Annotated in this window: 21 protein-coding genes; 17 read left to right on the forward strand and 4 right to left on the reverse strand. The window is 68.9% G+C overall.

The features are described from left to right. The first annotated feature begins 47 nt into the window (after positions 1–47). The 5 genes from EV192_RS21525 to EV192_RS21545 all read left to right on the forward strand — a co-directional run bounded on the left by EV192_RS21525 (position 48) and on the right by EV192_RS21545 (position 5605). Positions 48–992 carry a LysR family transcriptional regulator gene (locus EV192_RS21525; protein WP_132118016.1) on the forward strand — a complete coding sequence of 315 codons (945 nt, stop codon included), beginning with the start codon at positions 48–50 and terminating at the stop codon, positions 990–992. Positions 993–1136: 144 nt separating this feature from the next. Further along, complete coding sequence (locus tag EV192_RS21530; protein WP_132118028.1) at positions 1137–1658, forward strand: PadR family transcriptional regulator; 522 nt, start codon at positions 1137–1139, stop codon at positions 1656–1658. Next, positions 1655–2335 (forward strand): ABC transporter ATP-binding protein, encoded by a 681-nt coding sequence (locus EV192_RS21535; protein WP_132118030.1) that lies wholly within the window; start codon positions 1655–1657, stop codon positions 2333–2335. Before EV192_RS21530 ends, EV192_RS21535 begins: the two co-directional genes overlap by 4 nt. Beyond that, positions 2332–4605 (forward strand): FtsX-like permease family protein, encoded by a 2274-nt coding sequence (locus EV192_RS21540; RefSeq protein WP_132118032.1) that lies wholly within the window; start codon positions 2332–2334, stop codon positions 4603–4605. The genes EV192_RS21535 and EV192_RS21540 overlap by 4 nt, the downstream gene beginning before the upstream one ends. Positions 4606–4738: 133 nt before the next feature. After that, entirely contained in the window at positions 4739–5605 is an 867-nt protein-coding gene (locus EV192_RS21545; RefSeq protein WP_165960528.1) for a class I SAM-dependent methyltransferase, read from the forward strand. Between the two features lie 5 nt (positions 5606–5610). Here the strand turns inward: EV192_RS21545 and EV192_RS21550 are convergent, their stop codons facing one another. Next, positions 5611–6522 (reverse strand): LysR family transcriptional regulator, encoded by a 912-nt coding sequence (locus EV192_RS21550; RefSeq protein WP_132118036.1) that lies wholly within the window; start codon positions 6520–6522, stop codon positions 5611–5613. 94 nt (positions 6523–6616) lie between these two features. On the opposite strand from EV192_RS21550, the gene EV192_RS21555 reads away from it, so the two are divergent. Together EV192_RS21555 and EV192_RS21560 are read left to right on the forward strand one after the other, a co-directional pair. Continuing rightward, complete coding sequence (locus tag EV192_RS21555; RefSeq protein ID WP_132118038.1) at positions 6617–7117, forward strand: cysteine dioxygenase family protein; 501 nt, start codon at positions 6617–6619, stop codon at positions 7115–7117. A 33-nt stretch (positions 7118–7150) separates the two neighbouring features. Continuing rightward, a complete protein-coding gene (locus EV192_RS21560) occupies positions 7151–7621 on the forward strand; it encodes a VOC family protein (RefSeq protein ID WP_132118040.1) in 471 nt (156 codons plus the stop codon). Between the two features lie 5 nt (positions 7622–7626). On the opposite strand, the gene EV192_RS21565 is transcribed toward EV192_RS21560, so the two are convergent. Beyond that, positions 7627–8547: an alpha/beta fold hydrolase gene (locus tag EV192_RS21565; protein ID WP_132118042.1), complete on the reverse strand. Its 921-nt coding sequence runs from the start codon at positions 8545–8547 to the stop codon at positions 7627–7629. A gap of 107 nt (positions 8548–8654) precedes the next feature. Here EV192_RS21565 and EV192_RS21570 point away from each other — a divergent pair, with 107 nt between their 5' ends. Continuing rightward, entirely contained in the window at positions 8655–8879 is a 225-nt protein-coding gene (locus tag EV192_RS21570; protein WP_132118044.1) for a hypothetical protein, read from the forward strand. Here EV192_RS21570 and EV192_RS21575 read toward each other — a convergent pair. Together EV192_RS21575 and EV192_RS53960 are read right to left on the reverse strand one after the other, a co-directional pair. Next, positions 8873–9358, reverse strand: a complete 486-nt coding sequence (locus tag EV192_RS21575; protein ID WP_132118046.1) for an SRPBCC family protein — start codon at positions 9356–9358, stop codon at positions 8873–8875. The two genes, EV192_RS21570 and EV192_RS21575, sit on opposite strands and share 7 nt — an antisense overlap. Beyond that, the gene (locus EV192_RS53960) at positions 9355–9846 is read right to left on the reverse strand and encodes an RNA polymerase sigma factor (RefSeq protein ID WP_243726976.1); all 492 of its coding nucleotides are present in this window, start codon (positions 9844–9846) and stop codon (positions 9355–9357) included. Before EV192_RS53960 ends, EV192_RS21575 begins: the two co-directional genes overlap by 4 nt. Before the next feature lie 81 nt (positions 9847–9927). Here EV192_RS53960 and EV192_RS21580 point away from each other — a divergent pair, with 81 nt between their 5' ends. The 9 genes from EV192_RS21580 to EV192_RS21620 all read left to right on the forward strand — a co-directional run bounded on the left by EV192_RS21580 (position 9928) and on the right by EV192_RS21620 (position 19988). Then, positions 9928–11079, forward strand: a complete 1152-nt coding sequence (locus tag EV192_RS21580) for an FAD-dependent oxidoreductase (RefSeq protein WP_165960530.1) — start codon at positions 9928–9930, stop codon at positions 11077–11079. Positions 11080–11154: 75 nt separating this feature from the next. After that, positions 11155–11388, forward strand: a complete 234-nt coding sequence (locus tag EV192_RS21585) for a TMEM175 family protein (protein WP_424923368.1) — start codon at positions 11155–11157, stop codon at positions 11386–11388. Between the two features lie 145 nt (positions 11389–11533). Then, on the forward strand, positions 11534–12406 hold the full coding sequence (locus EV192_RS21590; protein ID WP_165960531.1) for a carbon-nitrogen hydrolase family protein: 873 nt from the start codon (positions 11534–11536) through the stop codon (positions 12404–12406). Positions 12407–12492: 86 nt separating this feature from the next. After that, positions 12493–12900, forward strand: a complete 408-nt coding sequence (locus EV192_RS21595) for a hypothetical protein (protein ID WP_132118052.1) — start codon at positions 12493–12495, stop codon at positions 12898–12900. Next, complete coding sequence (locus tag EV192_RS21600; protein ID WP_132118054.1) at positions 12897–13841, forward strand: hypothetical protein; 945 nt, start codon at positions 12897–12899, stop codon at positions 13839–13841. Before EV192_RS21595 ends, EV192_RS21600 begins: the two co-directional genes overlap by 4 nt. Continuing rightward, complete coding sequence (locus EV192_RS21605) at positions 13838–14800, forward strand: AAA family ATPase (protein WP_132118056.1); 963 nt, start codon at positions 13838–13840, stop codon at positions 14798–14800. The genes EV192_RS21600 and EV192_RS21605 overlap by 4 nt, the downstream gene beginning before the upstream one ends. A 3-nt stretch (positions 14801–14803) precedes the next feature. Beyond that, complete coding sequence (locus EV192_RS21610) at positions 14804–16522, forward strand: hypothetical protein (protein ID WP_132118058.1); 1719 nt, start codon at positions 14804–14806, stop codon at positions 16520–16522. After that, a complete protein-coding gene (locus tag EV192_RS21615; protein WP_132118060.1) occupies positions 16519–17766 on the forward strand; it encodes a CHAT domain-containing protein in 1248 nt (415 codons plus the stop codon). Before EV192_RS21610 ends, EV192_RS21615 begins: the two co-directional genes overlap by 4 nt. Continuing rightward, positions 17763–19988 carry an ATP-binding protein gene (locus EV192_RS21620; RefSeq protein WP_132118062.1) on the forward strand — a complete coding sequence of 742 codons (2226 nt, stop codon included), beginning with the start codon at positions 17763–17765 and terminating at the stop codon, positions 19986–19988. The genes EV192_RS21615 and EV192_RS21620 overlap by 4 nt, the downstream gene beginning before the upstream one ends. The last annotated feature ends 66 nt before the right edge of the window (positions 19989–20054 follow it).

Here is a 20054-nt window from a genome sequence, read left to right on the forward strand (position 1 = left end):
GGTGCGGTGCGGGCGGGGGAGCCCCCAGCTTCTCCTAACATCGGGTTATGGAACTCGAGGTCCGGCACCTGCGCGTGATCTGCGCGATCGCGGAGACCGGCAGCCTGACCCGCGCGGCGGCGGCGCTGCACCAGACCCAGCCAGGGCTGAGCGCGCAACTGCGCCGGATCGAGACCATGCTCGGCGGCCGGCTGTTCGAACGAGGACAGAACGGCGTCGTCCCGACACCGCTCGGCGAACTGGTCCTGACCCGTGCCCTGGCCGTGCTGCCGACCCTCGACGATCTGATGAACACCGCCGCCGTCGCCCAGCGGTCGGCCGCGATGCCGCACCGGTTCCGGCTGGGCTCGGTGTCCTCGCCGTTGCTGGGCGGGCTGATCAGCTCGATCCGTGCGGTGTACCCGGCGGCCGACATCACGTCACGCGGCCACCACACGCCCCAGCCGCTGGTGGACGACGTGGCCAACGGCCGCCTGGAGGTGGCCGTGGTCGGCGACAGCCCCGGCTACGAACTGCCCGCGCCCACCGGGGTAGTGCTCTGGCCGGTCGTGACCGAGCCGGTGTTCGCGTTGCTGCCCGAAGCGCATCCGTTGGCGGCAAAGGAAGAAGTGGACCTCGCCGACCTGATGGACCAGGACTGGGCGGTGCCCCGGCCGGAGGACCGCACCCCCGAATACTGGGCGCGGGCCGGGATGGGCACCGGCAGGCGGATGCGCGTCCGGTACGAGGCCGAAGGCAGGCTGCTGGTGGAGATCGTGCGGCACGGCCACGCGGTGAGCCTCGTCCAACCGACCTTCGACGAGGTCCCCGGCATCGCGGTCCGCCCCATCGCCGGCAACCCGATCCAGTACCGGCAGATCCTGGCGTGGCACCGGGAAGGCCCACTCGCGACCGCCGGCGACACGGTCGGCCGGCAGGTCACCGAGGAGTATCGCCAGGCCTGTGACCGAAACCCGGTCTACCGGCGGTGGCTCGTCCGCCAAGGCCGGTAACGCGACGCACTCGGTGTCCGCGAACGCGGTCGGACAAGTCCCGACGCCACGCTGGTCCTCTGGCGGACAACTATTCTCTGTGCGTATACTACGTGCGTATAGCGGCCCTCTCGGGGAGGGTCGCCTCGTCAGGACGGGGGACCCATGTCGGTGGGCACCACGCTGCTCGGATTGCTGGAGTCCGGGCCGCGGCACGGCTACGACCTGAAACGGGCGTACGACGAGCAGTTCGGCCGTGATCGACAGTTGTCGTACGGGCAGGTGTACGCCACTTTGTCGCGGTTGCTGGGCAACGGCATGATCGAAGTGGCCGGCGTCGAGCACGGCGAAGGCCCGGAACGCAAGCGGTACATGATCACCGACGCCGGCGTGACCGACTTCGAGAACTGGCTCGCCACACCGGAGAACCCGGAGCCGTACCTGCAGAACACGTTGTACACCAAGGTCGTGCTCGCGCTGCTGTCCGGGCGAGACGCGTCGGCCTTACTCGACACGCAGCGGTTCGCACACCTGGACGTGATGCGCACGTTGACCCGCCGCAAGAACGGCGGGGACCTGGCCACGCAGCTGATCTGCGACCACGCGTTGTTCCACCTGGAGGCGGACCTGCGCTGGCTCGAACTGACCGCGGTGCGGCTGGACGACCTGGCCGAGGTGGTGACATGAGCCAGGCGCTGCTCGTGGCCGAGGACCTGGTGAAGTCGTTCGGGCCGACCGAGGCGTTGCAGGGGGCGAGTGTCCGGCTGGGAGCCGGTGAGGTCCTGGCGATCATGGGGCCGTCCGGGTCGGGCAAGTCCACGCTGCTGCACTGCCTGGCCGGGATCGTGCGGCCGGACTCCGGCGCGATCACGTACGACGGCAGGGACTTGACGGCCATGTCGGACAAGGCGCGCAGCCTGTTGCGGCGGACCGAGTTCGGGTTCGTGTTCCAGTTCGGCCAGCTGGTGCCGGAACTGACCTGTCTGGACAATGTGGCGTTGCCGTTGCGGCTGGCCAAGGTCAAGCGGTCCAAGGCGGACGTCGAGGCCCTGGACTGGCTTGCCCGGCTTGAGGTCGAGGACGTGGCGCGCAACCGGCCGGGGGACGTGTCCGGCGGGCAGGCGCAGCGGGTGGCCGTGGCGCGTGCGCTCGTCGCCCGGCCACGGGTGGTGTTCGCGGACGAGCCGACCGGCGCGCTGGACTCGTACAACGGCGAGAAGGTGATGCGGATGCTCACCGAAACGGCCCGGCAGAACGACACCGCTGTGGTGCTGGTGACGCATGAGGCGCGCGTCGCCGCGTACGCCGACCGCGAGGTCGTCGTGCGGGACGGCAAGGCGATCAGCAGGGAGCTGGTCCCATGATCTCGGACTTCGCCCTGGGGCTCCGGCTGGCTGTCGGGGGCAGCCGGAGCTCCGGGCAGGCGCTGCTGCGGCTGGCGATGACCACGATCGGGATCGCGTTGGTGGTGTCGGTGTTGCTGCCGGCCGTGTCGATCGGGTCAGTCGTCAACGCCCGGACCGACCGGTCCGCCGCCAACCAGGCGATCAGCGCCGATCCGTCCGATCCGGACCCGCTGTACCAGGTGAGGTGGAGCGTGCGCCTGCCCGACGGGTACGTCGAGGTCCACTCGGTGTCCGGTGGCCCGAACGCCCCGATGCCACCCGGCCTGACCGCCCTGCCCGGCCCAGGTGATCTCGTGGTCTCGCCGGCGGTGGCCGAACTGCTGGCGTCGCCGGACGGCGCGCCGCTGCGGGCCCGGCTGCCCGGCCGGGTGGTCGGGGTGATCGGCAAGCCGGGCCTGGTCGACGCGAGCGACCGGAAGGTGTGGGCCGGGGCGCCGCCGGAGGAGACGCGTGCGGCCAGACTGGCCGAGAAGGTCGGCGGGTTCGGCCGAACGCCCTGGAAGGGCGATGCGAACATGGTGCTGCTCGTCGTCCTGTTGCCGATCCTGGTCGCGTTGTTGTTGCCACTGTTGGTGTTCGTCACCACGGCGTCCCGGATGGGCGCCGCCCAGCGGGAGCGCCGGCTGGCCGCGGTGCGGCTGATCGGCCTGGACGCGCGGCAGATCCGGCGGGTGGCGGCGGCTGAATCGCTGCTCGGTGCGGCGGCCGGCGTGGTGGTGGGTGGCGTGTTGTTCTTCCTGACGCGGCAGTGGCTCGGTTCCCCGGACCTGTTCGGGTTCCGAGTCTTCGGTGAGGACTTCCTGCCGCCGTGGCCACTTGTGGTGCTGATCGTGTTGCTGGTACCGGCGTTGGCTGTCGGGGCGGCGATCTTTGGCCTGCGCAACATCATCGTCGAACCGCTCGGGGTGGTGCGGCAGGGCCGCCCGGCACGCCGGCTGATGTGGTGGCGCTGGACGGTCACCGGCATTGGCGCGCTGCTGGTCACGGGTGCGTCCTTGGTCGGCGAGCGCGAATACAGCTCGATGGTCGCGTTGACCGCGGGCAGTGCGCTGGTGTTGGTCGGAGTGGCCGTCCTGCTGCCGTGGATGGTCGAACGGGTCGCCGGCCGGCTGCGCGGCGGGCCGCCGTCCTGGCAGTTCGCCATCAGCCGGCTCCAGGTGGACAGCGGCACGGCCAGCCGGGTGGTGTCTGGGCTGGTCGTGGTGCTGGCCGGCGCGATCATGACCCAGGTCCTGCTGACCTCCACCATGCCGGCGGCACAGGCGCGCCAGCAACCGCCGGCACTGCCGTCGGCGCCGGTCATGGTGGAGACCGACCTCGGCCACCAGGACGACGTGCTGACCAGAGTCAAGGCGTTGCCCGGGATCGACCGGGCCGAAGCGGTGCGCAAGCTCCACGGCACGGCCGAGGACGGCACGTATGTCCAGATCGAGGTCGGCTCATGCGCGGCGCTCGCACTCCGCGCGAATCTGGGCTCCTGCGTCGACGGGGACGTGTTCGCCGTCCACACTCTGGCCAGCGAGCGGCCGGGCAAGCTCCGTCTCGGTGTCTACTATTCGAGCGACGGCGACCGAAATGGTCCACTATGGACGGTTCCGGCCGGGGTCCGGGACGTCGACGTGACGCAGGCCGCGTGGGGCGTCCAGGACTATCTGGTCACCACAGGGGCCGCGGTGCCGTCGTTGCCAGGGCCGGTCGACGTGTACGTCGGCGGGTCCGGCACCACCGAAGCCCTGTCCCTCCGGGTCGCGACAGCGGTCAGCGGCCTGGCGTGGCTGGGCCAGGTGTCCCTGGCCGACCCCACATCGGACTTCGACGCTCTCAGCCAGAGACCGATGCAGCAGTTCCGCGCGGTCCTGCTGGCAGCGTCCATGTTCGTGCTCATGGTGGCCGCGTTGAGCCTGCTGATCCTGTCCATCGAACAGATCACCGACCGCCGCCGCGCGCTCGCCGCGCTCTCGGCCGCCGGTGTGCCCCTCGGAGTGATGGCCCGCAGTTCCCTGTGGCAGACGGCTTTACCTGTCCTGATCGGCGTGGTCCTCGCGATCGGCGCCGGCATCGGCCTGTCCGCCCCGATCCTCACCCTGGCCGAAGCCAAAATCGACATAGACCCACCCATGATCGGGGCCCTCGCGGGCGCGGCCCTCCTTGCCGTCCTCATAGTGACGGCCTGCACCCTCCCATTGCTGAGACAGGTGACAAAGGTGGAGTCACTACGAGCAGAGTGAACTACTCCGAACCGTTCGGTGTCCGACCCCCGAACGGGGTTATAGGCTCCTGCCAGGAGTGCTTTCGTGTTCGGTGGATGCTGGACAGGGAGGGCCGATGCCGAGCCCCGATGAGATCCGAGACGGTCAGCGAGTGACGTGGGCGGGGCTTTCCGCGGGCTGGGAGAAGTGGGACGCGGTCATCACGGATCAGTTGGGCCCGGTCAGCGAGGCGATGATCGAGGGTCTCGACATCGCTGACGGTCGTCACCATCTCGACATCGCTTCGGGCACGGGTGAGCCGGGTTTGAGCATCGCGAGACGGTCGCCGAAGGGTCGGGTCGTGCTGACCGACCTGGTAGCGGAGATGCTGGACATAGCCGTGCGACGAGCCGGGGCGCGCGGGGTCACAAATATCGAGACGATGGTGTGTAGCGCCGATGATCTGCCGTTCGACGACGCCACATTCGACAGCGTCTCCGTGCGTTTCGGGTACATGTTCTTCCCTGATGTGGCCAAGGCGACGGCCGAGTTCGCACGAGTGCTCAAGCCGGGCGGACGCCTCTGCTCGTCGGTTTGGGTCGGGCCCGAGGCAAACCCGTGGACGACGATCGCTACGCAGGCGATCGCGACCGAGGCGGTGGTGACGGCACCCGACCGGGACGGACCGAACATGTTTCGGTGCGCCGCCCCGGGATATGTCAGTGCCCTGTACGAAGGCGCGGGGCTGCACGACATTGCGGAGTGGGACGTCCACGTCGAACTCAGGACGGAATCGCCTGAGCAGTATTGGGAGATGATCAGCGAGCACGTTTCGCTGGCAGTTGCGGCGCTTGCGCAGGTCGACGAACCGGCGCGGGAGCGAATTCGGGCACACGCCATCTCGAAGGCGAGCGCGTTCGAGAAGGGCGGCAAGGTCCGGGTTCCGGGCGTGGCACGATGCATCGTGGGAACGAAACAGGACGCGTTGTCAACGCCGTCACATGCCGATGCGGCCACGACGTTCGTCAACTGGACATAGTTGCGTCAATCCACTTGAGACAGACAGGTTGCGGGTGGGGTCGGCTCGCCGGGGCGGGTCTGCTGGACGGCGTGGTGCAGTGCGCTGATGAAGGCGGTGGTCGCGGGCGGGTCCGGCGGGTCGCCGTAGCTGGCCAGGTAGACGTGCCGCCGGAAGTCGCGAAGGACGCTGGCCTCGATTCCGGGCGCGTGGTGGGTGCGCAGTGCCAGCCCCGGCATGGTGGTCACGCCCATGCCGGCGGCGACCAGTGCCTGCTGGACGATGATGTCGTCGCTGGTGTACGCGATGGGCGGGACGAAGCCCGCCTTGTCGCAGGCGTCGAGGAACTCGCGGCGGCAGTTCTCGCAGCCCGCGATCCAGGCGGAGTCGCGGTTGCCGGCCAGTGTCTGGCCGGGTTCGAGGCTGAGCAGGTACATCGGGTCGTCGAACAGGTGCGTGGCGCGGATGTCGTCCGGGGTCGTGTCGTTGTAGCGGAAGACGACCGCGACGTCGACCTGCCCGGCCCGGAGCAGATCGAGTGCCACGCGCGGGTGGGCCTCGATCAGTTGCAGTTCGATGCCGGGGTGCTCGCGGCGCAGGGTGCCGGCGGCGTGCGGCACCAGCGCGGCGAGCGCCGACTGGAAGCCGGCGACCCGGACGCGGCCGGTGCGCAGGCCCACCATCGCGGACAGTTCCGCGGCGGCGGTGTCGACCCGGCCGACGATCTCGGCGGCGCGGCGGGCCAGGTGTTCGCCCTCCGGGGTGAGCCGGATGCCCCGGCCGACCCGCTGGACGAGCCTGGCCCCGGTCTCGGCCTCCAGCCTGGCCAGATGGTGGCTGACGGCGGGCTGGGAGTAGTTCAGGTGCTTGGCGGCCTTGGTGACCGAGCCGTGCGCGGCGATCGCCGCGAGAACCCGTAACCGCAGGATATCCAGCATACATAAATAGTACGCATGTGTTTGCCCAAGTATTGTCATTGGACGAATGAGTCCGTCGACTAGAGGCTGAACGGGACACAAGGAGGACCCGACCATGACCCGCTCACTGACCACGCTCACCGATCTCGTCGCGGCGGTGCGCCAGGCGATCGACGTGCGGACCGGCTGGACGGACACCGCGGAACTGGTCGCCGACCAGCTTCGCGCGCACCTGCCCGGCCCCGAGATCCTGACGCCCGAACAGCGTCTCGGTCAGCCCGACCGGGTCGCGGGCCACCTGCTGCACGCCGAGCCCGACGGGACGTTCTCCATCCTCGGCCTGGTCTGGCGCCCCGGGCAGACCACCCGGATCCACGACCACATCACCTGGTGCGTCGTGGGCGTGCTGTCGGGCATCGAGCACGAGGAACTGTTCGACGAAGCGCTCAACCCCACGGGCACGCGGGACAACCCTCCCGGCGAAGTCAGCGGTTTCGCGCCGCCCGGCGACATCCACCGCATCCGCAACGTCGGCGACGAGATCGCCATCAGCGTGCACATCTACGGCACCGACATCACCCGCGTCGGATCCAGCGCCCGCCGGTTCTACAACTGAGGGGTTCCCATTGGAGTACTTGAGGAGTTCATCATGAACGACACCGACCAGCGAGGCCCTGGGCGCGGGACGATCCAGCGGATGGACAACATCGCCATCGTCGTCGACGACCTCGCGGCCGCCAAGGCGTTCTTCGCCGAACTCGGACTGGAGCTGGAAGGCGAGGCGACTGTCGAGGGCAGCGTGGTGGATCGCCTCGTCGGGCTTGAGGGAGTCCGATCGGACATCGCGATGATGCGCACCCCGGACGGCCACGGACGGCTGGAGCTGACCAAGTACCACACGCCGTCGAGCCGAAACGGCGACCCGCGCGCTCCGGCGAACACGCTGGGCGGCCATCGCGTCATGTTCGCCGTCGAAGACATCGAAGACATCCTCGACCGCCTGCGGCCCCACGGAGCCGAACTCCTCGGCGAGCTGGTGCGGTATGAGAACAGCTACCGGCTCTGCTACCTCCGCGGCCCCGCAGGCATCATCGTCGCGCTGGCCGAGCGGACCAACTGAGTGGTCTACCGGTCCCTCTCACCCGCACGACTCGCGTCTCCGCGCTGCGTCGCTGCCCAGTCGCGGATGGCGGCGACGAACTCCTCGGGCGCGTCGGACTCCACGTACAGGCCGGCGTCCTCGACGATCACGGTCTTGTGGTCGGGGAAGGTCGCTTCCAGGCGTTCGCGCTCCCGGGGACGGAAGCCGATTTGGGCGTTGCCCCACACGATCAGTGTCGGCAGTTGGGCGAGGTCGGCGAGGCCGGCTTCGACCTCGGTGAAGAAGGCCCGGCTGGCGGTGATCCGGCCGGGGAGTACGGCGGAGGCCTGGCGGCGCTCGGGGGTGTCCAGCGCCCGGCGGTAGTGGGTCATCTCGGCCGCGGTCGGCTTGCGCCTGCGGTGGCCCATCGGGATGAACGCCTTGACGACGAGGTTGAGCCGCCGGGCCAGGAAGCGGATCGGGGGTCCGCCGGCGATGCGAGCGAAGGCCTCGAAGTAGAGGTCGCCGTTGACCGGCCAAGCCCAGGCGTTGGCGAGGACCAGCCGATCGAAGACGCCAGGCCGACGACGTGCGGCGGCCAGGCCGATCGGGCCGCCCCAGTCCTGCCCGACCAGAGTGACCCTAGTGAGGCCGAGCGCGTCGACAAACCCGGTGACCACGTCCGCGTGCTCCTCGGGCAGGTACCGGTAGCCGGGCTTCGGTGTGGACAGTCCGAAGCCCGGGTAGTCGAGGGCGACGCACCGGAAGTCGTCGCGCAGCGCGCGGATCACGTCGCGCCAGAGGAACGACCAGGTCGGGTTGCCGTGCAGGAGCAGCAGGGTGGGACCTGACCCCTCGTCGACGTAGTGCACGGTGTGCCCGTCGATATCGACGAAGCGGCTCTCGAACGGGAACAGGGCGTCGTCGACCCAGTCGGGCCGCGCGCTCTCGGTGGCATCGGCCATGGCGGCCCCTCTGTCTCGGCAGTGCGGTGAACTTGAGATTGTCACGCACGCTTGAGAAGGTCAAGTGGAGGGGATGATGCGTAGTTGCGGCCAGTACTGCGGGCGGCGTGGCGCAGATGGCGCGTCCGCAGTTGCTGGAGCAGTTCCGCCGCGACCCGGCCGCACTGGCCGCCGGCGAGTGGTGGCGGGTGGTCACGCCGATGTTCTTCCAGGACGGACACCTGCTCGGCACGGTCGTCAACCTGGTGATGCTCGCGCTGGGGCTGATCTTGTCGCCACGGCACGCGGCCCCTGACACAGCGGGCACACGGACCGCGAAGCGTGCTCACTGATGCCCGTGGTGGGTGGCGAGCCTTTCGATGGTGCGGAGTTCCTGGTCGATTTTCGCGTAGGCGGCGTGGCGGCGGTGCGATCCGCCCGGACCGGGCGTCGGGGTCTGGCCGCGGCGGTGTTCAAGATGCGCCAGTAGGGTTTCGTTGCCCAGGGGGCGGGCAGCGAAGGCGACGACAATCGTGGCGGACTGCATCAGGCACCAGCCTGGTCGGAGCCTGGCGTCCATCGTGTCCTCGAGGCCGGAAGCGTCCTGCACCAGCAGTCGCAGATGCTCGCCCCGCCGCTCGACGATGCGTACCTGGGCGACGCCGGGTTCGTAGCGGGGGGTGGCGTTCTCCAGGTCCGCGATGACCTGCCACACGGCGTCGAAGGGCACGGCGACGCGCCGCTGCCGAACGACGGCGCCGGGCAGGGCGGCCGCGAGAACGGCGAGGCGGTCGATCGGGTCGATGTCGGGGAGCCCCACTGGATCGTTCACGATTCCCACACCTCCCGGAACGCGGCCCTGGCTCGATGCAGCCGGGATTTCACGGTCCCTATCGGGATCCCCAACGTGGTGGCGATCTCGTGCTCGCTGAGTCCTTCCCGGGTCCGCAGGACCAGCACGACGCGCTGGGGGACCGGCAGACGCGCCAGGGCGTCATCGATGTCCACCAGCCCTTCGAGCGAAGCGGCGTGGTGGTCCATGCGCGTTTCCTCGGTGGCGACCTCCATGTCGTGCCTGCGGGCGAGGCTGATCGCCGTCCGGACGGTGACCGACCGTATCCAGGTCACGATCGCCTCGGGAGCGCGCAGCGAAGGCAGGCCCCGGAAGATCGCCAGCAGGGCCTCCTGTGTGGCATCGTCGACCGCCGCCGGGGCGATGCGCGCGCACAACCGGCGGACATACGGGGCCAGTTCGTCGAGAAGCCTGTCCAACGCGAGCGCGTCCCCGTGCTGAGCGGCCGAGACGATCTCCGGATCCACACCAAGAAGGTAGCGGGGAACCTTCCAAAGGTTCCCCGCCCCTTTCCGAACGGAAGGACACCACACGGAGGGACATGTCCAGTGGAACCAGATCTGACCATCGTCGGCGCGGGCGTCACCGGGCTCACCGCCGCCATCGAGGCAGCCGAACGTGGCTGGCGGGTAACCGTCACCGAAGCGCATTCCCGGCCGGGCGGGCGGGGACGCTCGCTGGCGGCTCCCTACCTGGCCAACGACGGTCCACACGCGATCTACACAGACGGGCCGTGGTGGGCGTGGTTGGAGCGCCGCGGTCTCACGCCGCCCATCGTGGCGGCGCCGCGCAAAGCCGACCTCGTCCGGGCCGGCGGCCGGTTCGGTCCCTGGCCGGCCGAACTCAGCAAGGCCATCGCCGCGCTGCCCGCCGAGGCGCCGACAGCGGAATCGTTCCGCCGCTGGCTGCTTCGGCACGTCGACGCGGCGATGGCTGAGGCGATCGTCGGAGTGGCTTTCATCTTCACCTTCGACCGCGACCCTGGGCGGCTTTCGGCCGCGTTCACCCACCAGCGCCTTCGCCGGTCGCTTGCCGGCGGCTCCCGGTACGTGGCCGGCGGGTGGTCCACCCTGGTCGATCTTCTTGCCGAGCGAGCCGCCGGCCTCGGCGTGCGGATACACGCCCAGACACGGATATTCGCCCTGCCCACGGGCCCGACGATCCTGGCCACCAGCCTCGCCACGGCACGCCAGTTGACCGGCGACCGATCGCTCGTCTGGCCCGGCACGCGCGTGGCGACGGTCGACCTGGGCCTGCGGGTGGACAGCGGCCCGGACTGGTTTCGGGTCATGGACCTGGATGACCGGATCTACGCCGCCCGCTACAGCCTCGCCGACCCCAGCTTGGCCCCGCCCGGGCACGACCTCATCCAGGTCGCCGCCGCATGCGCCCCCCACGAGCGAAAAACCGACGCCGAACACCGAGTGCAGCAACTTCTCGACCAGACCTGGCCCGGCTGGCGTGCTGCCGTGCAGTGGCACCGCAGCGCCCTGCGCACGAACTGCACCGGAGCCATCGACCTGCCCGGAACAACATGGCACGACCGCCCACCCGTCCGCCGCGGCAACACTCTCGCCGTGGCCACAGACCAGTCCGCCGCGCCCGGACTGCTCGCCGAAGTCGGAATCGCCGCTGCCCAGTCCGCCCTCCAACAACTCGGCGAAACGCCCAGCCCGACCCAGGCCCACACGCGAGTCTGACCGGCGCCACGCCTACACGGATTCCAGGAGTTCGGCCAGTCGAAGGGTGTCGCGTTCCTCGCCTTCCCGGACGCCATGGCCACGGCGATCGGCTTCGACCGGACACCCTTCCACTGGCGGGCCCACCACGAGATCTTCCGCTATGTGCACACGGTGAGCGGACGCCTGACCGGCCTCACCCTGGTCTGGCTGTTCATGCAGGTCCTGATGCCGTTCGCGACCCGGGTGATCACCGCCGACGGCGCCCTCCCATCCCGGTTCAGCTGTACGCGATCGTGCAGGTGCTGGCGTCCGCGTCGTTCGCGCTGATCATCCGGGAGATCCGACGCGAACACCTGTACCGCCGACGTGCGACGAAGTCGCTGACCATGACATGGATATCGGCCGCCCTTCCGCGTATACCGGCAGGTGGAAGTTGCCGACCGGATGGAGTTGTGAGATGTCACCTTGTCGCGTGGCCGTGGTTCAGGCCGCACCTGTCCTGTTCGATGTCGAGGCGACTGTCGGCCGGTTCGAGACGCTGCTCGCGAAGGCCTGTGCGGACGGCGCGAAGTTGGTGGTGTTCCCGGAGGCTTTCCTTGGTGGGTATCCGAAGGGGGCGACTTTTGGGGCGACCGTTGGCGAGCGCACCGATGAGGGGCGGGCGTTGTACGCGCGGTATCGGCGGTCGGCCGTGGAGATCCCGGGCGAGACGTTCGAGGCGATCAGTGCCGCCGTCGCCCGGCATCAGGTCCATGTCGTTGTGGGCGTTATCGAGCGTGGTGGGCACACGTTGTACTGCACGGCGTTGGTGATCGCGCCGGACGGCACGCTGTTGGCGCGGCATCGCAAGCTTGTGCCGACCGGGATGGAACGGATCATCTGGGGCCGCGGTGGCGCTGATGACCTGGCGGTCGTGGACACCGATCTGGGCCGGATCGGCTTGGCGATCTGCTGGGAGAACTACATGCCGCTCTACCGGACCTGGCTGTATGAGCAGGGCGTGCAGATCTACTGCGCGCCCACGGTCGACATGCGTGACTCGTGGACCGCGACCATGCGGCACATCGGGGTCGAGGGACGCTGCTTTGTGTTGTCCGCCAACCAGTTCGCGGTGTCCGACGACTACCCTGCCGGTTTCGTGGCGGACGCGGGTGGGCCGGTGATCCGCGGTGGGAGCTGTGTCGTCGACCCGTTCGGCCGGTTCGTCGCCGGTCCGGTGTTCGACCGCGGCGAGGTGCTGTTCGCCGACATCGACCTGGACGTCCTCGACGGCGCGTACCTGGATCTCGACGTGGTGGGTCACTACGCGCGCCCCGACCTCTTTCAGTTGCGCACCGATTGGTAACGGACAGACCCTGAATTCGCTTTCGTCCGCTAACGCCGGTTCGATTCGCGCGATGTACGGTCCGTCGATGTTCGGATTGGAGTGCCGTGGCCGAAGCGGATGTTGACCGTGCGCGAGAGGCGTACGGCAGGCTGATCGACCATGACAGGGTCGAATTCGACGACTTTCTGGACGTCGAGCCGGAGGACCGCGCGGACGAGGTGAGCACACGGCTGGCGGAGAGGTTTCGAAAGCCGCCGGACGCGGTCATGATCAGGGTGCGCGGGCGGCACGTCGGCGTGAGCACCCTGGCCAGGGTGCGCGAGGCCGAAGGTGTGGCCGGCGGCGAGATCGGTGCCGGCGACGGGGCCAGTCCGCTGGGCAGTTCGACCCGTTACCGGACGATCCAGTTCTCGTGCGGGAACAACGACAGCACAGCGATTCGTTCCTTCTATGACGAGCGGCAATTACCTACCTGCCCGAACGGACACGGCCCGATGGAGCTTCAGCGATGAAACTGGACGGGTTGCTCAAGCCGTTGTCGGAAGGCCGCCGGTTCTTCCTGGTGAGCTATTTGCCCACCTGTGCCGGATTGCTTTATCTGCTGTTGCTGGTGTGGGCGGGCGCGTGGGGTTGGCTGGACCACGCGATGAGCTTCGCCGCGGCCTGGCGGACGATCACCGGTCTGGGCGTGGGCGAAGTGGTGGCGATCGTCGTGGCCGTCACGGTGGTGGCGCTCATGGTGCAGCCGTTCCAACTCGCCATGATGCGGGTGCTCGAAGGGGCCTGGCCGAAGTGGCTGGGTGCGGGTCTGGGCCTGCGGATTCAGCGGTGCCGGAAGGAACGCCTGGTGGCCGCCGCCGAACTGCCGCAGGGCGTGGAGAAGCTGCCCGACGACACTGTCCAGAAGGCCGGCGCTGCGGGCGACGAACTGCGCCGCCGGTTTCCGCTGCCCGATCACCTGCTGCGACCGACCGCGTTGGGGAATGTCCTTGCGGCAATGGAAGACAGCGCCGGCCGCGCCTACGGGCTGGACGCGGTCGCCGCGTGGCCGAGGCTGTATCCCGTGCTCGGCGAGCAGGTCAAGGCGATCGTTGACGACCGCCGCGACGCGCTGGACGCGGCCGCGAGGTTGGCGGTCACGATGATGATCACCACGGTGGCGGCCGCGGTGCTGCTGGGCTGGCAGGGATGGTGGTTGCTGCTTGCCCTCGCGCCCCTTGTCGTCTCGATCGTCGCGTTCCGGGGCACGGTCCAGGCCGCGTTGGCGTACAGCGAGGCCGTGCACGTGGCGTTCGACCTGCACCGCTTCGACATGTTGACCGCGTTGCGGACGAAGTTGCCGGAGAATACGAAGACCGAGCGGCAGACGAACGAACGGTGGTGTGACCTGTGGCGTCAGGGCGTGCCACTGTCGACTGACTTCGTCTACGTGACCGACAAGAAGGAGCCGTGACCGTGCCCGACCCGATCGCGTCGGTTCTGCCGTACTCCCTTGTCGTCGGCCAGGAGGAGCTGCGGACCGCGCTGGAGATCGCCTACGTGAACGAGAGTGTCGGCGGCGTTCTGGCGGCCGGCCAACGCGGCACCGCGAAGACCACCACGGTCCGGGCCTTCACGAACATGATCGCCGGCGAACTGCCGGTCACCTTGCCGATCGGCGCCACGGACGACCGGGTCCTCGGCGGCTGGCGGATCGACAAGCTGATGGCGGGCGCGGCCGAGCCAGCGGACGGCATGCTCGTCGAGGCGGCCGCCTCCGCCGCGCGGATGCTCTACGTCGACGAGATCAACCTGCTGGACGACTACCTGGTGAACATCATCCTGGACGTGGTGTCGACCGGCATCCTCAGCGTCCAGCGCGACCACCGCGCGGAAGGCCCGCGCGAGGTCCGGTTCACGCTCGTCGGCACGATGAACCCGGACGAAGGCGGCCTGCGCCCACAGCTGCTGGACCGGTTCGGCCTGGTCGCGCCGGTGACACAGCTGGACGACGTCGAGCACAGGCAGCGGATCGTGGAAAGCGTCCTGCAGTTCGAGGCGGAACGAGCGGACCCGAACTCGCCGTTCATGGCCGAGGCGCGCGCCCGGGACACCGAGCAACGGATGCGGCTCAGCCAAGCCAAAGCCCGGCTCGGCACCGTCAAACGCACCTCGGACGCGATCGCCGCCTGCGCCCGGCTCGCCGTGGGTTTCCAGCTGGTCGGTCATCGCGGCGAACTCGTGCTGATCCAGGCCGCCCAGGCGTGCGCGGCGATCGAGGAGGCCACCGAGATCCTGCCGGACCACGTCCGCAAGGTCGCGAAACTCGCGTTGCTGCACCGGCGGGCACGCGGCGACTCCGGCACCTTGCCGGAGTGGACCGCGGACGACGACACGCGGGTGGACGCCCTGATCCTGGCCACCGCGGACTGAACCATGGGGTCCGCCGCCGATCCGCTCACCAGGGCACTCACCGTGCTCCGGTGTGTGGCGGCCGAACCCGGGCTGGGCGGGGTGCTCCTGCTGGACCTCGACCCGTCCCTGCTGCTGCCGCTGGGGCGCTGGTTGGCGGACAGCCTGGCCGGGAACGTGGTGCTGCTCGGTTCGTCGACCACCGAGGAGGACCTGTGGCTGCGGACACGGTTGGCGGGCAACGAGTTCAGCACGTCGCCGGGGCTGCTCGCGGAGGATCCGGCTGTGGTGGTCGTCCCCGACCTGTGCCGCGCCGGGCTCCCGGTGACCCGGGCCGCGGTGACCTTGGTGGGTGCCGACTGCGCGTCCGCGGAAGTCCTCGGGCACAGCATTCGGTGGCGCCCGAGGACCCGGTGGCTCGCGGCGGCGGACCGCGGCGAGGTCGGCCACCTCTCGCCGCATCTGCTCGACCGGTTCCCGATCCGGGTGGACGCGGCTGACCTGCGCGAATGCCCGCCGGCTACCAGCCAGATACTGCCGGCAAGACCGCTCCCGATGACTCCGGCAGCTGTGGCCGCCGTGGTGGCGACCATGGAGCCAGGCCTCAGCCCGCGCAGGGAACTCACCCTGGCTCGGGTGGCCCGTGCGCTTGCCGCCTTCGACGGCGCGGACACGGTACAGCCGGAACACGTGGCGCAAGCCGCTGATCTGCTGGGCGTCACACCCCGGTCGGACGTCCCTGATGACGTTGTCGCAGAACAGATCGACCCACCGGTCGAGCCGGCGGACGGCCAGGAATCACTCGGGTCCATAGTGGACATTCCGGCGCTCGACGAGCCAGCCATAGTGCCCGCGCGGTACTCCGGTCCAGCCGAGGTCCTGGCGGCGACAGCGGCGTTCGCCGAGGAGCCCGACCGGTCGCTGTATCCGGAGGACGATCCGCAGTCCACGCCGAAAGTCCACTCGCTGCGCGCACCTGGGCAACGGCGTGCGTCCGCCAAGCGCCAACAAGGGCACGCGATCGGTGTGCGGACCGCGACGCGACTGCACGACCTCGCCATCGTGGCGACCGTGCTCGAGGCGGCGAAGTACCAGGCAGTCCGCCGACGGCACGCGACAGGTCCGCGGAACAGGCTCATCATCAGTCCGGCCGACCTACGACGGCACCGCCGCCGGCCGCAGTCCGGTGGCGTGCTTGTGTTGGTACTGGACCATTCCTGCCGTCAAGGCTGGGACTGGAGTCCGGCGATCGCGCCGTACCTGCGTTGGGCGTACGAACAGAACGCGGCCGTGTCGGTGATCGAGTTCGGACATCGCGCCACCGCCGCGGAACTCAACGCCGAACGTTTCCGGGCGGCGTCCCTGCTGGATCCCCGGCTGCTCGGGGCGCTCAACCGGCTGCCCGGCCTGGCCAGTCCACTGGCGCATGCCCTGGATCTCGCGCTGCACGAGCTACGTGGGTTCACCCTGCGGGGCCGGATGTCGATCGACGAAGCCGTCCTGGTGGTCGTCACCGACGGCCGAGGCAACGTTCCGCTCGACGCCAGTCTGCGCGGACGGATCGCCGGCCGGACAGGGCGTCTGGGAATCACCGACGCCCTCACGGTCGCCGCGAAGGTGCGCACGCTGGCGCGTGTCCGTCCTGTGGTGATCACGCCCGGAGTCGATCAGTACCCTGAACTGCCGTACGACCTCGCCGACGCCATGGGCGGCAAGGTGATCCAGCCGGAGCCGGACCGATGAGCGCCGAGCCGGAAAGCCTGCGTGGCTACCTCACCGCCGACCAGGGCACGACACCCACAGGCGCGGTCCGACCGTCGAGCCCGGCAATCGACGACGTGGTCGAGACCGAGCCGACCGAGTTCGACCCAGGTGACGTCAAGCTCACCAAAGCGTTGCCCGCCAACGTGGCCATGCTGTGCGTGACCGGCACCAGTGTGGACGGTCAGCCCAGCTTCGTGCTGAACTTCCACTACCGAGGCGGCGTGCGGACAGCCGCGCGACCAAGCGACCTCGCCGACCAACGCCCGCCGGATCTGGCGCTGGCCACGCTCGCCGAACGCACCCGCGGGCAAGGCACACCGTGGCAGGACGCGTACTGGGAATGCATGAACTGGGCGGACACCAAGCACAAACTCGTGACGTGGATCCGTGACCTGTTGGCCGCGCCGGACGCGCCGCGCCTGGTGGTGTGGGACAACACCGACTACGAGATCCCCTGGGAACTGTACTATCACCGGCCTTCCGGCGGCGCCGAAGGAGCGGGCTGGCTCGGTGAGCTGATCCCGGTGATCCGTTGGACGGCGGTCCATGATGGCGCACGGGCGTGGCAGTTCTCGGCGCGGAAGCGCGAATGTGTCGGCGGCCTGCTGATGTTCGAGGACCCCAAGATGGGGGTCGAGCCGGATGGCTTCGCACGGTACGAACTGGAGGCCAGGGCCCGGACGATGCGGGAGTTGATGCGCCGGCTCGACCGGCCGTGCCAGCCGTTCGGGCTGCTGGTGATCCGCTGCCACGGGGAGTATTCCCGGGACACCAGGAAGTTCAAACTCGGCGGCCTGCCGCTGAACGCGTACACCGAGTTCACCATGCACGCGCTCCAGCAGTCCGGCGCGCTCGTCCTGCTCAACGCGTGCGTGTCCGGCAGACCGGTCGTCGACGAACGCCACCCCAGCACGGCGACCCGCAGCTTTGCCGAGGTGTTCCTCAGGTACGGCGCGGGCGGCGTGATCGCCACGGCCGGCGACGTCGACCTGAACCACTCCCACGACTTCGCGGTCCGACTCCTCAGCGACGCGAACAGTCGTCCGGTGAACGTGGCCGAAGCCCTGCGAGAACACCGGAAACACTACGCCAACCGGGTGCGGTACCGGCCCGGCGCCGCCGACAACCGGACCGAGCAGCAGTTCAAGGACTTCTTCGCCAGCTTCATGTATCTCTACTTCGGACACCCGGACACCATCCTGCGCACCGGGGACACACCATGAACGAATCCGTTGTCCGCCTGCGCCCGGTGGTGAGCTGGCCCCGACAGGTCACGCCAGGCCAACGTTACCTGATCACTGTGGACGTCGAACAGGACGAAACCGCCGACGACTGGCCGTACGACCAGGAGGAGTACCCGATCGGCTGCGTCCTGGACGGCAGGCCGGCCCTGGACGTCCAGTCGGTGGGCGACACCACGATCGTCGTGCACCGGTTCGGCGGCACGTACGGACCAGCGAAGTTCGTGGCTCAGGCGCAGGAAGAGCTGACCGGCCAGTGCCTGCTGTCGTTGACCCTGGTCACCGCCGGTGGAGTCCCGTTCCGTACCCTCGAGCTGCCGGTCCGAGGAACCGCCGACGAGTCGGAGACTCAGCAAGACTCCTTTGTGGACATGGCGGCGTCGGTGGCCGAGCTCCGGCTCCGGCCAGTGTCGGACCGAGGGGACAGACTGGTCGGCCGGCACGCCGAGCTCGAACTGATGACGGCGTTCGCCAGGTGGCCGATCCTGGACGCCGTGCCACCCGACTGGACTGCCCCCGTTCTCGCCTTCATCGGCGCGCCAGGCAGCGGAAAGACGGCATTGCTCACCGAGTTCGCCAGGCGAATCGGCCGGCTGAAAGTGCCCTACGCGTACTTCGACTGTGCGCAAACGACTGCGCAGACCACGGGCGAAGTGCTGTCCGCTTTGGCATATGAGCTCAGCAGGGATGGCGGGTTGATCTTTCCTCGGCTGGCCACGGGCTTGCTGGCGATCAGCCAGCCCCCGCCCTCCGACGATCCCGCACGTGCCCGCGAACAGTTCATCGAACTGGTGCGAGTGGGCAAACGGCCGGCGTCCCCGTCCGTCCTGATGGATGTCACCAATCCGGCGTTCCGCCGCACATACGTCTACGTCCCGGATCTGGTCCTCAGAGGTCTCAGTGTGTTCCCACGAAGCCGCGCCGCGGTGTTCCGCAGGGGTGTCCAATGGTGGGGCCAGAACCAGGAGTCGGACAGCGGCGCTGTCGACTCGCTGATCGAGCTGTGCCGAAGGGCGCACCACTCATCGGACCATGGACTGGTGACCAGGCCCCTGTTGGCGGCGTTCTTGGCGGACCTGCGGGACACGTTCAGGAGCGGCCGTCTGGCGAAGGCGGGGTGGAACTGCGTGGTCATGATCGACAACGTGGACACCTCGATCGGCCGGCACGTCCTGGAGGAGCTGATCGACGCACGCCAGGAGAGTGTCCGCCGATCGGGCGGTCCGGACCCGCTGACCGTGCTGGTCGCCAGCAGCGGCGCGCTGGAAGTCCACAAGGAAACAGTTGTCACCGCGAAGGAGTTGCTCCGCACGAACACCTTCAGGCAGGCGGCCACCCGGATGATCCCGGTGTCGCTGCCCGATCTCACCAAGAAGGACGTGGCGGCGATGGAGGGCCTCCCGATATCGAGCATCCTGCACGGGTTCACCAACGGACACGCCGCGTCTGTCGTCACGATCATGCGCTCGGAGGTCACTGGCCTGAAGGCCCCGTGGCCGCTGGTCGAGGAGCCGTCCATCGAAGGCAAGCTCCTGCATCCCTTCATCCGCGACCTACCAGAGCCCATGGTGAACGAGTTGGTGACGTGCGCCGCGGCCCGCAACAGGGGAGAGGTTCTGCGGTTCGCCGAACATGGTTGGGGCTTGCGAGAGACCGCGTCCGCCTTGCCGTCCTATCTGTGGACCCCGATCGGGTGGTCGGATTCGGCGACGTTGCATCCGATGCTGCGTCGGCTGTTGCTGCGTCGGCTGGCCGCGCGCTCCCCGGAACACCCGTTGAACTGGCAACAGGTGCACTCCTGGCTGCAGGAGGACTGTGCCAGGCGGGACGACGTACCAGGCGAGCTTTACCACACGCTCGCTCTGGGGCACATGGACGCGGTGGTGCCGAGGCTTGCCGAACTCTTCGACGAGATCGCTCACAGTGACTGGGTGGGCATACTGGACTCGGTGACCGCCGCGCCGATCCAGCAGGACCAGCCGCTGCTCGGGCTTGACTCGATGGCCGTATCCCGAGAGCCAGGCGTGGACGCGGCGGTACGCCAACTGGTCTGGGCTCTGTGGCAGGCCAACGACCGTCTGGCCGCCCGGCCGACGTACCTGTACGACGTCGTCGACCGGGGGTTTTCGACGCTGGTGAGGTGCTCGACCAAGGCCGATGTCGAGCCGTTGATCGAGCGGTGGCGTGCCCAGCGGTCGGAGTAAAGCGCCTTGACACGCGCGAGTCAGGCGGCTTTACTCATGACAAGTAAAGCCCCTTGACTTAGGAGT

Origin of the sequence: Actinocrispum wychmicini (genome assembly GCF_004345645.1) — a bacterium.
GTDB lineage: Bacteria > Actinomycetota > Actinomycetes > Mycobacteriales > Pseudonocardiaceae > Kibdelosporangium > Kibdelosporangium wychmicini.

Coding starts and splice junctions, on each gene's coding strand:
- EV192_RS21525 (WP_132118016.1), top strand. CDS start 48: ATGGAACTCGAGGTCCGGCACCTGCGCGTGATCTGCGCGATCGCGGAG.
- EV192_RS21530 (WP_132118028.1), top strand. CDS start 1,137: ATGTCGGTGGGCACCACGCTGCTCGGATTGCTGGAGTCCGGGCCGCGG.
- EV192_RS21535 (WP_132118030.1), top strand. CDS start 1,655: ATGAGCCAGGCGCTGCTCGTGGCCGAGGACCTGGTGAAGTCGTTCGGG.
- EV192_RS21540 (WP_132118032.1), top strand. CDS start 2,332: ATGATCTCGGACTTCGCCCTGGGGCTCCGGCTGGCTGTCGGGGGCAGC.
- EV192_RS21550 (WP_132118036.1), bottom strand. CDS start 6,522: ATGCTGGATATCCTGCGGTTACGGGTTCTCGCGGCGATCGCCGCGCAC.
- EV192_RS21555 (WP_132118038.1), top strand. CDS start 6,617: ATGACCCGCTCACTGACCACGCTCACCGATCTCGTCGCGGCGGTGCGC.
- EV192_RS21560 (WP_132118040.1), top strand. CDS start 7,151: ATGAACGACACCGACCAGCGAGGCCCTGGGCGCGGGACGATCCAGCGG.
- EV192_RS21565 (WP_132118042.1), bottom strand. CDS start 8,547: ATGGCCGATGCCACCGAGAGCGCGCGGCCCGACTGGGTCGACGACGCC.
- EV192_RS21585 (WP_424923368.1), top strand. CDS start 11,155: ATGGCCACGGCGATCGGCTTCGACCGGACACCCTTCCACTGGCGGGCC.
- EV192_RS21600 (WP_132118054.1), top strand. CDS start 12,897: ATGAAACTGGACGGGTTGCTCAAGCCGTTGTCGGAAGGCCGCCGGTTC.
- EV192_RS21610 (WP_132118058.1), top strand. CDS start 14,804: ATGGGGTCCGCCGCCGATCCGCTCACCAGGGCACTCACCGTGCTCCGG.
- EV192_RS21615 (WP_132118060.1), top strand. CDS start 16,519: ATGAGCGCCGAGCCGGAAAGCCTGCGTGGCTACCTCACCGCCGACCAG.
- EV192_RS21620 (WP_132118062.1), top strand. CDS start 17,763: ATGAACGAATCCGTTGTCCGCCTGCGCCCGGTGGTGAGCTGGCCCCGA.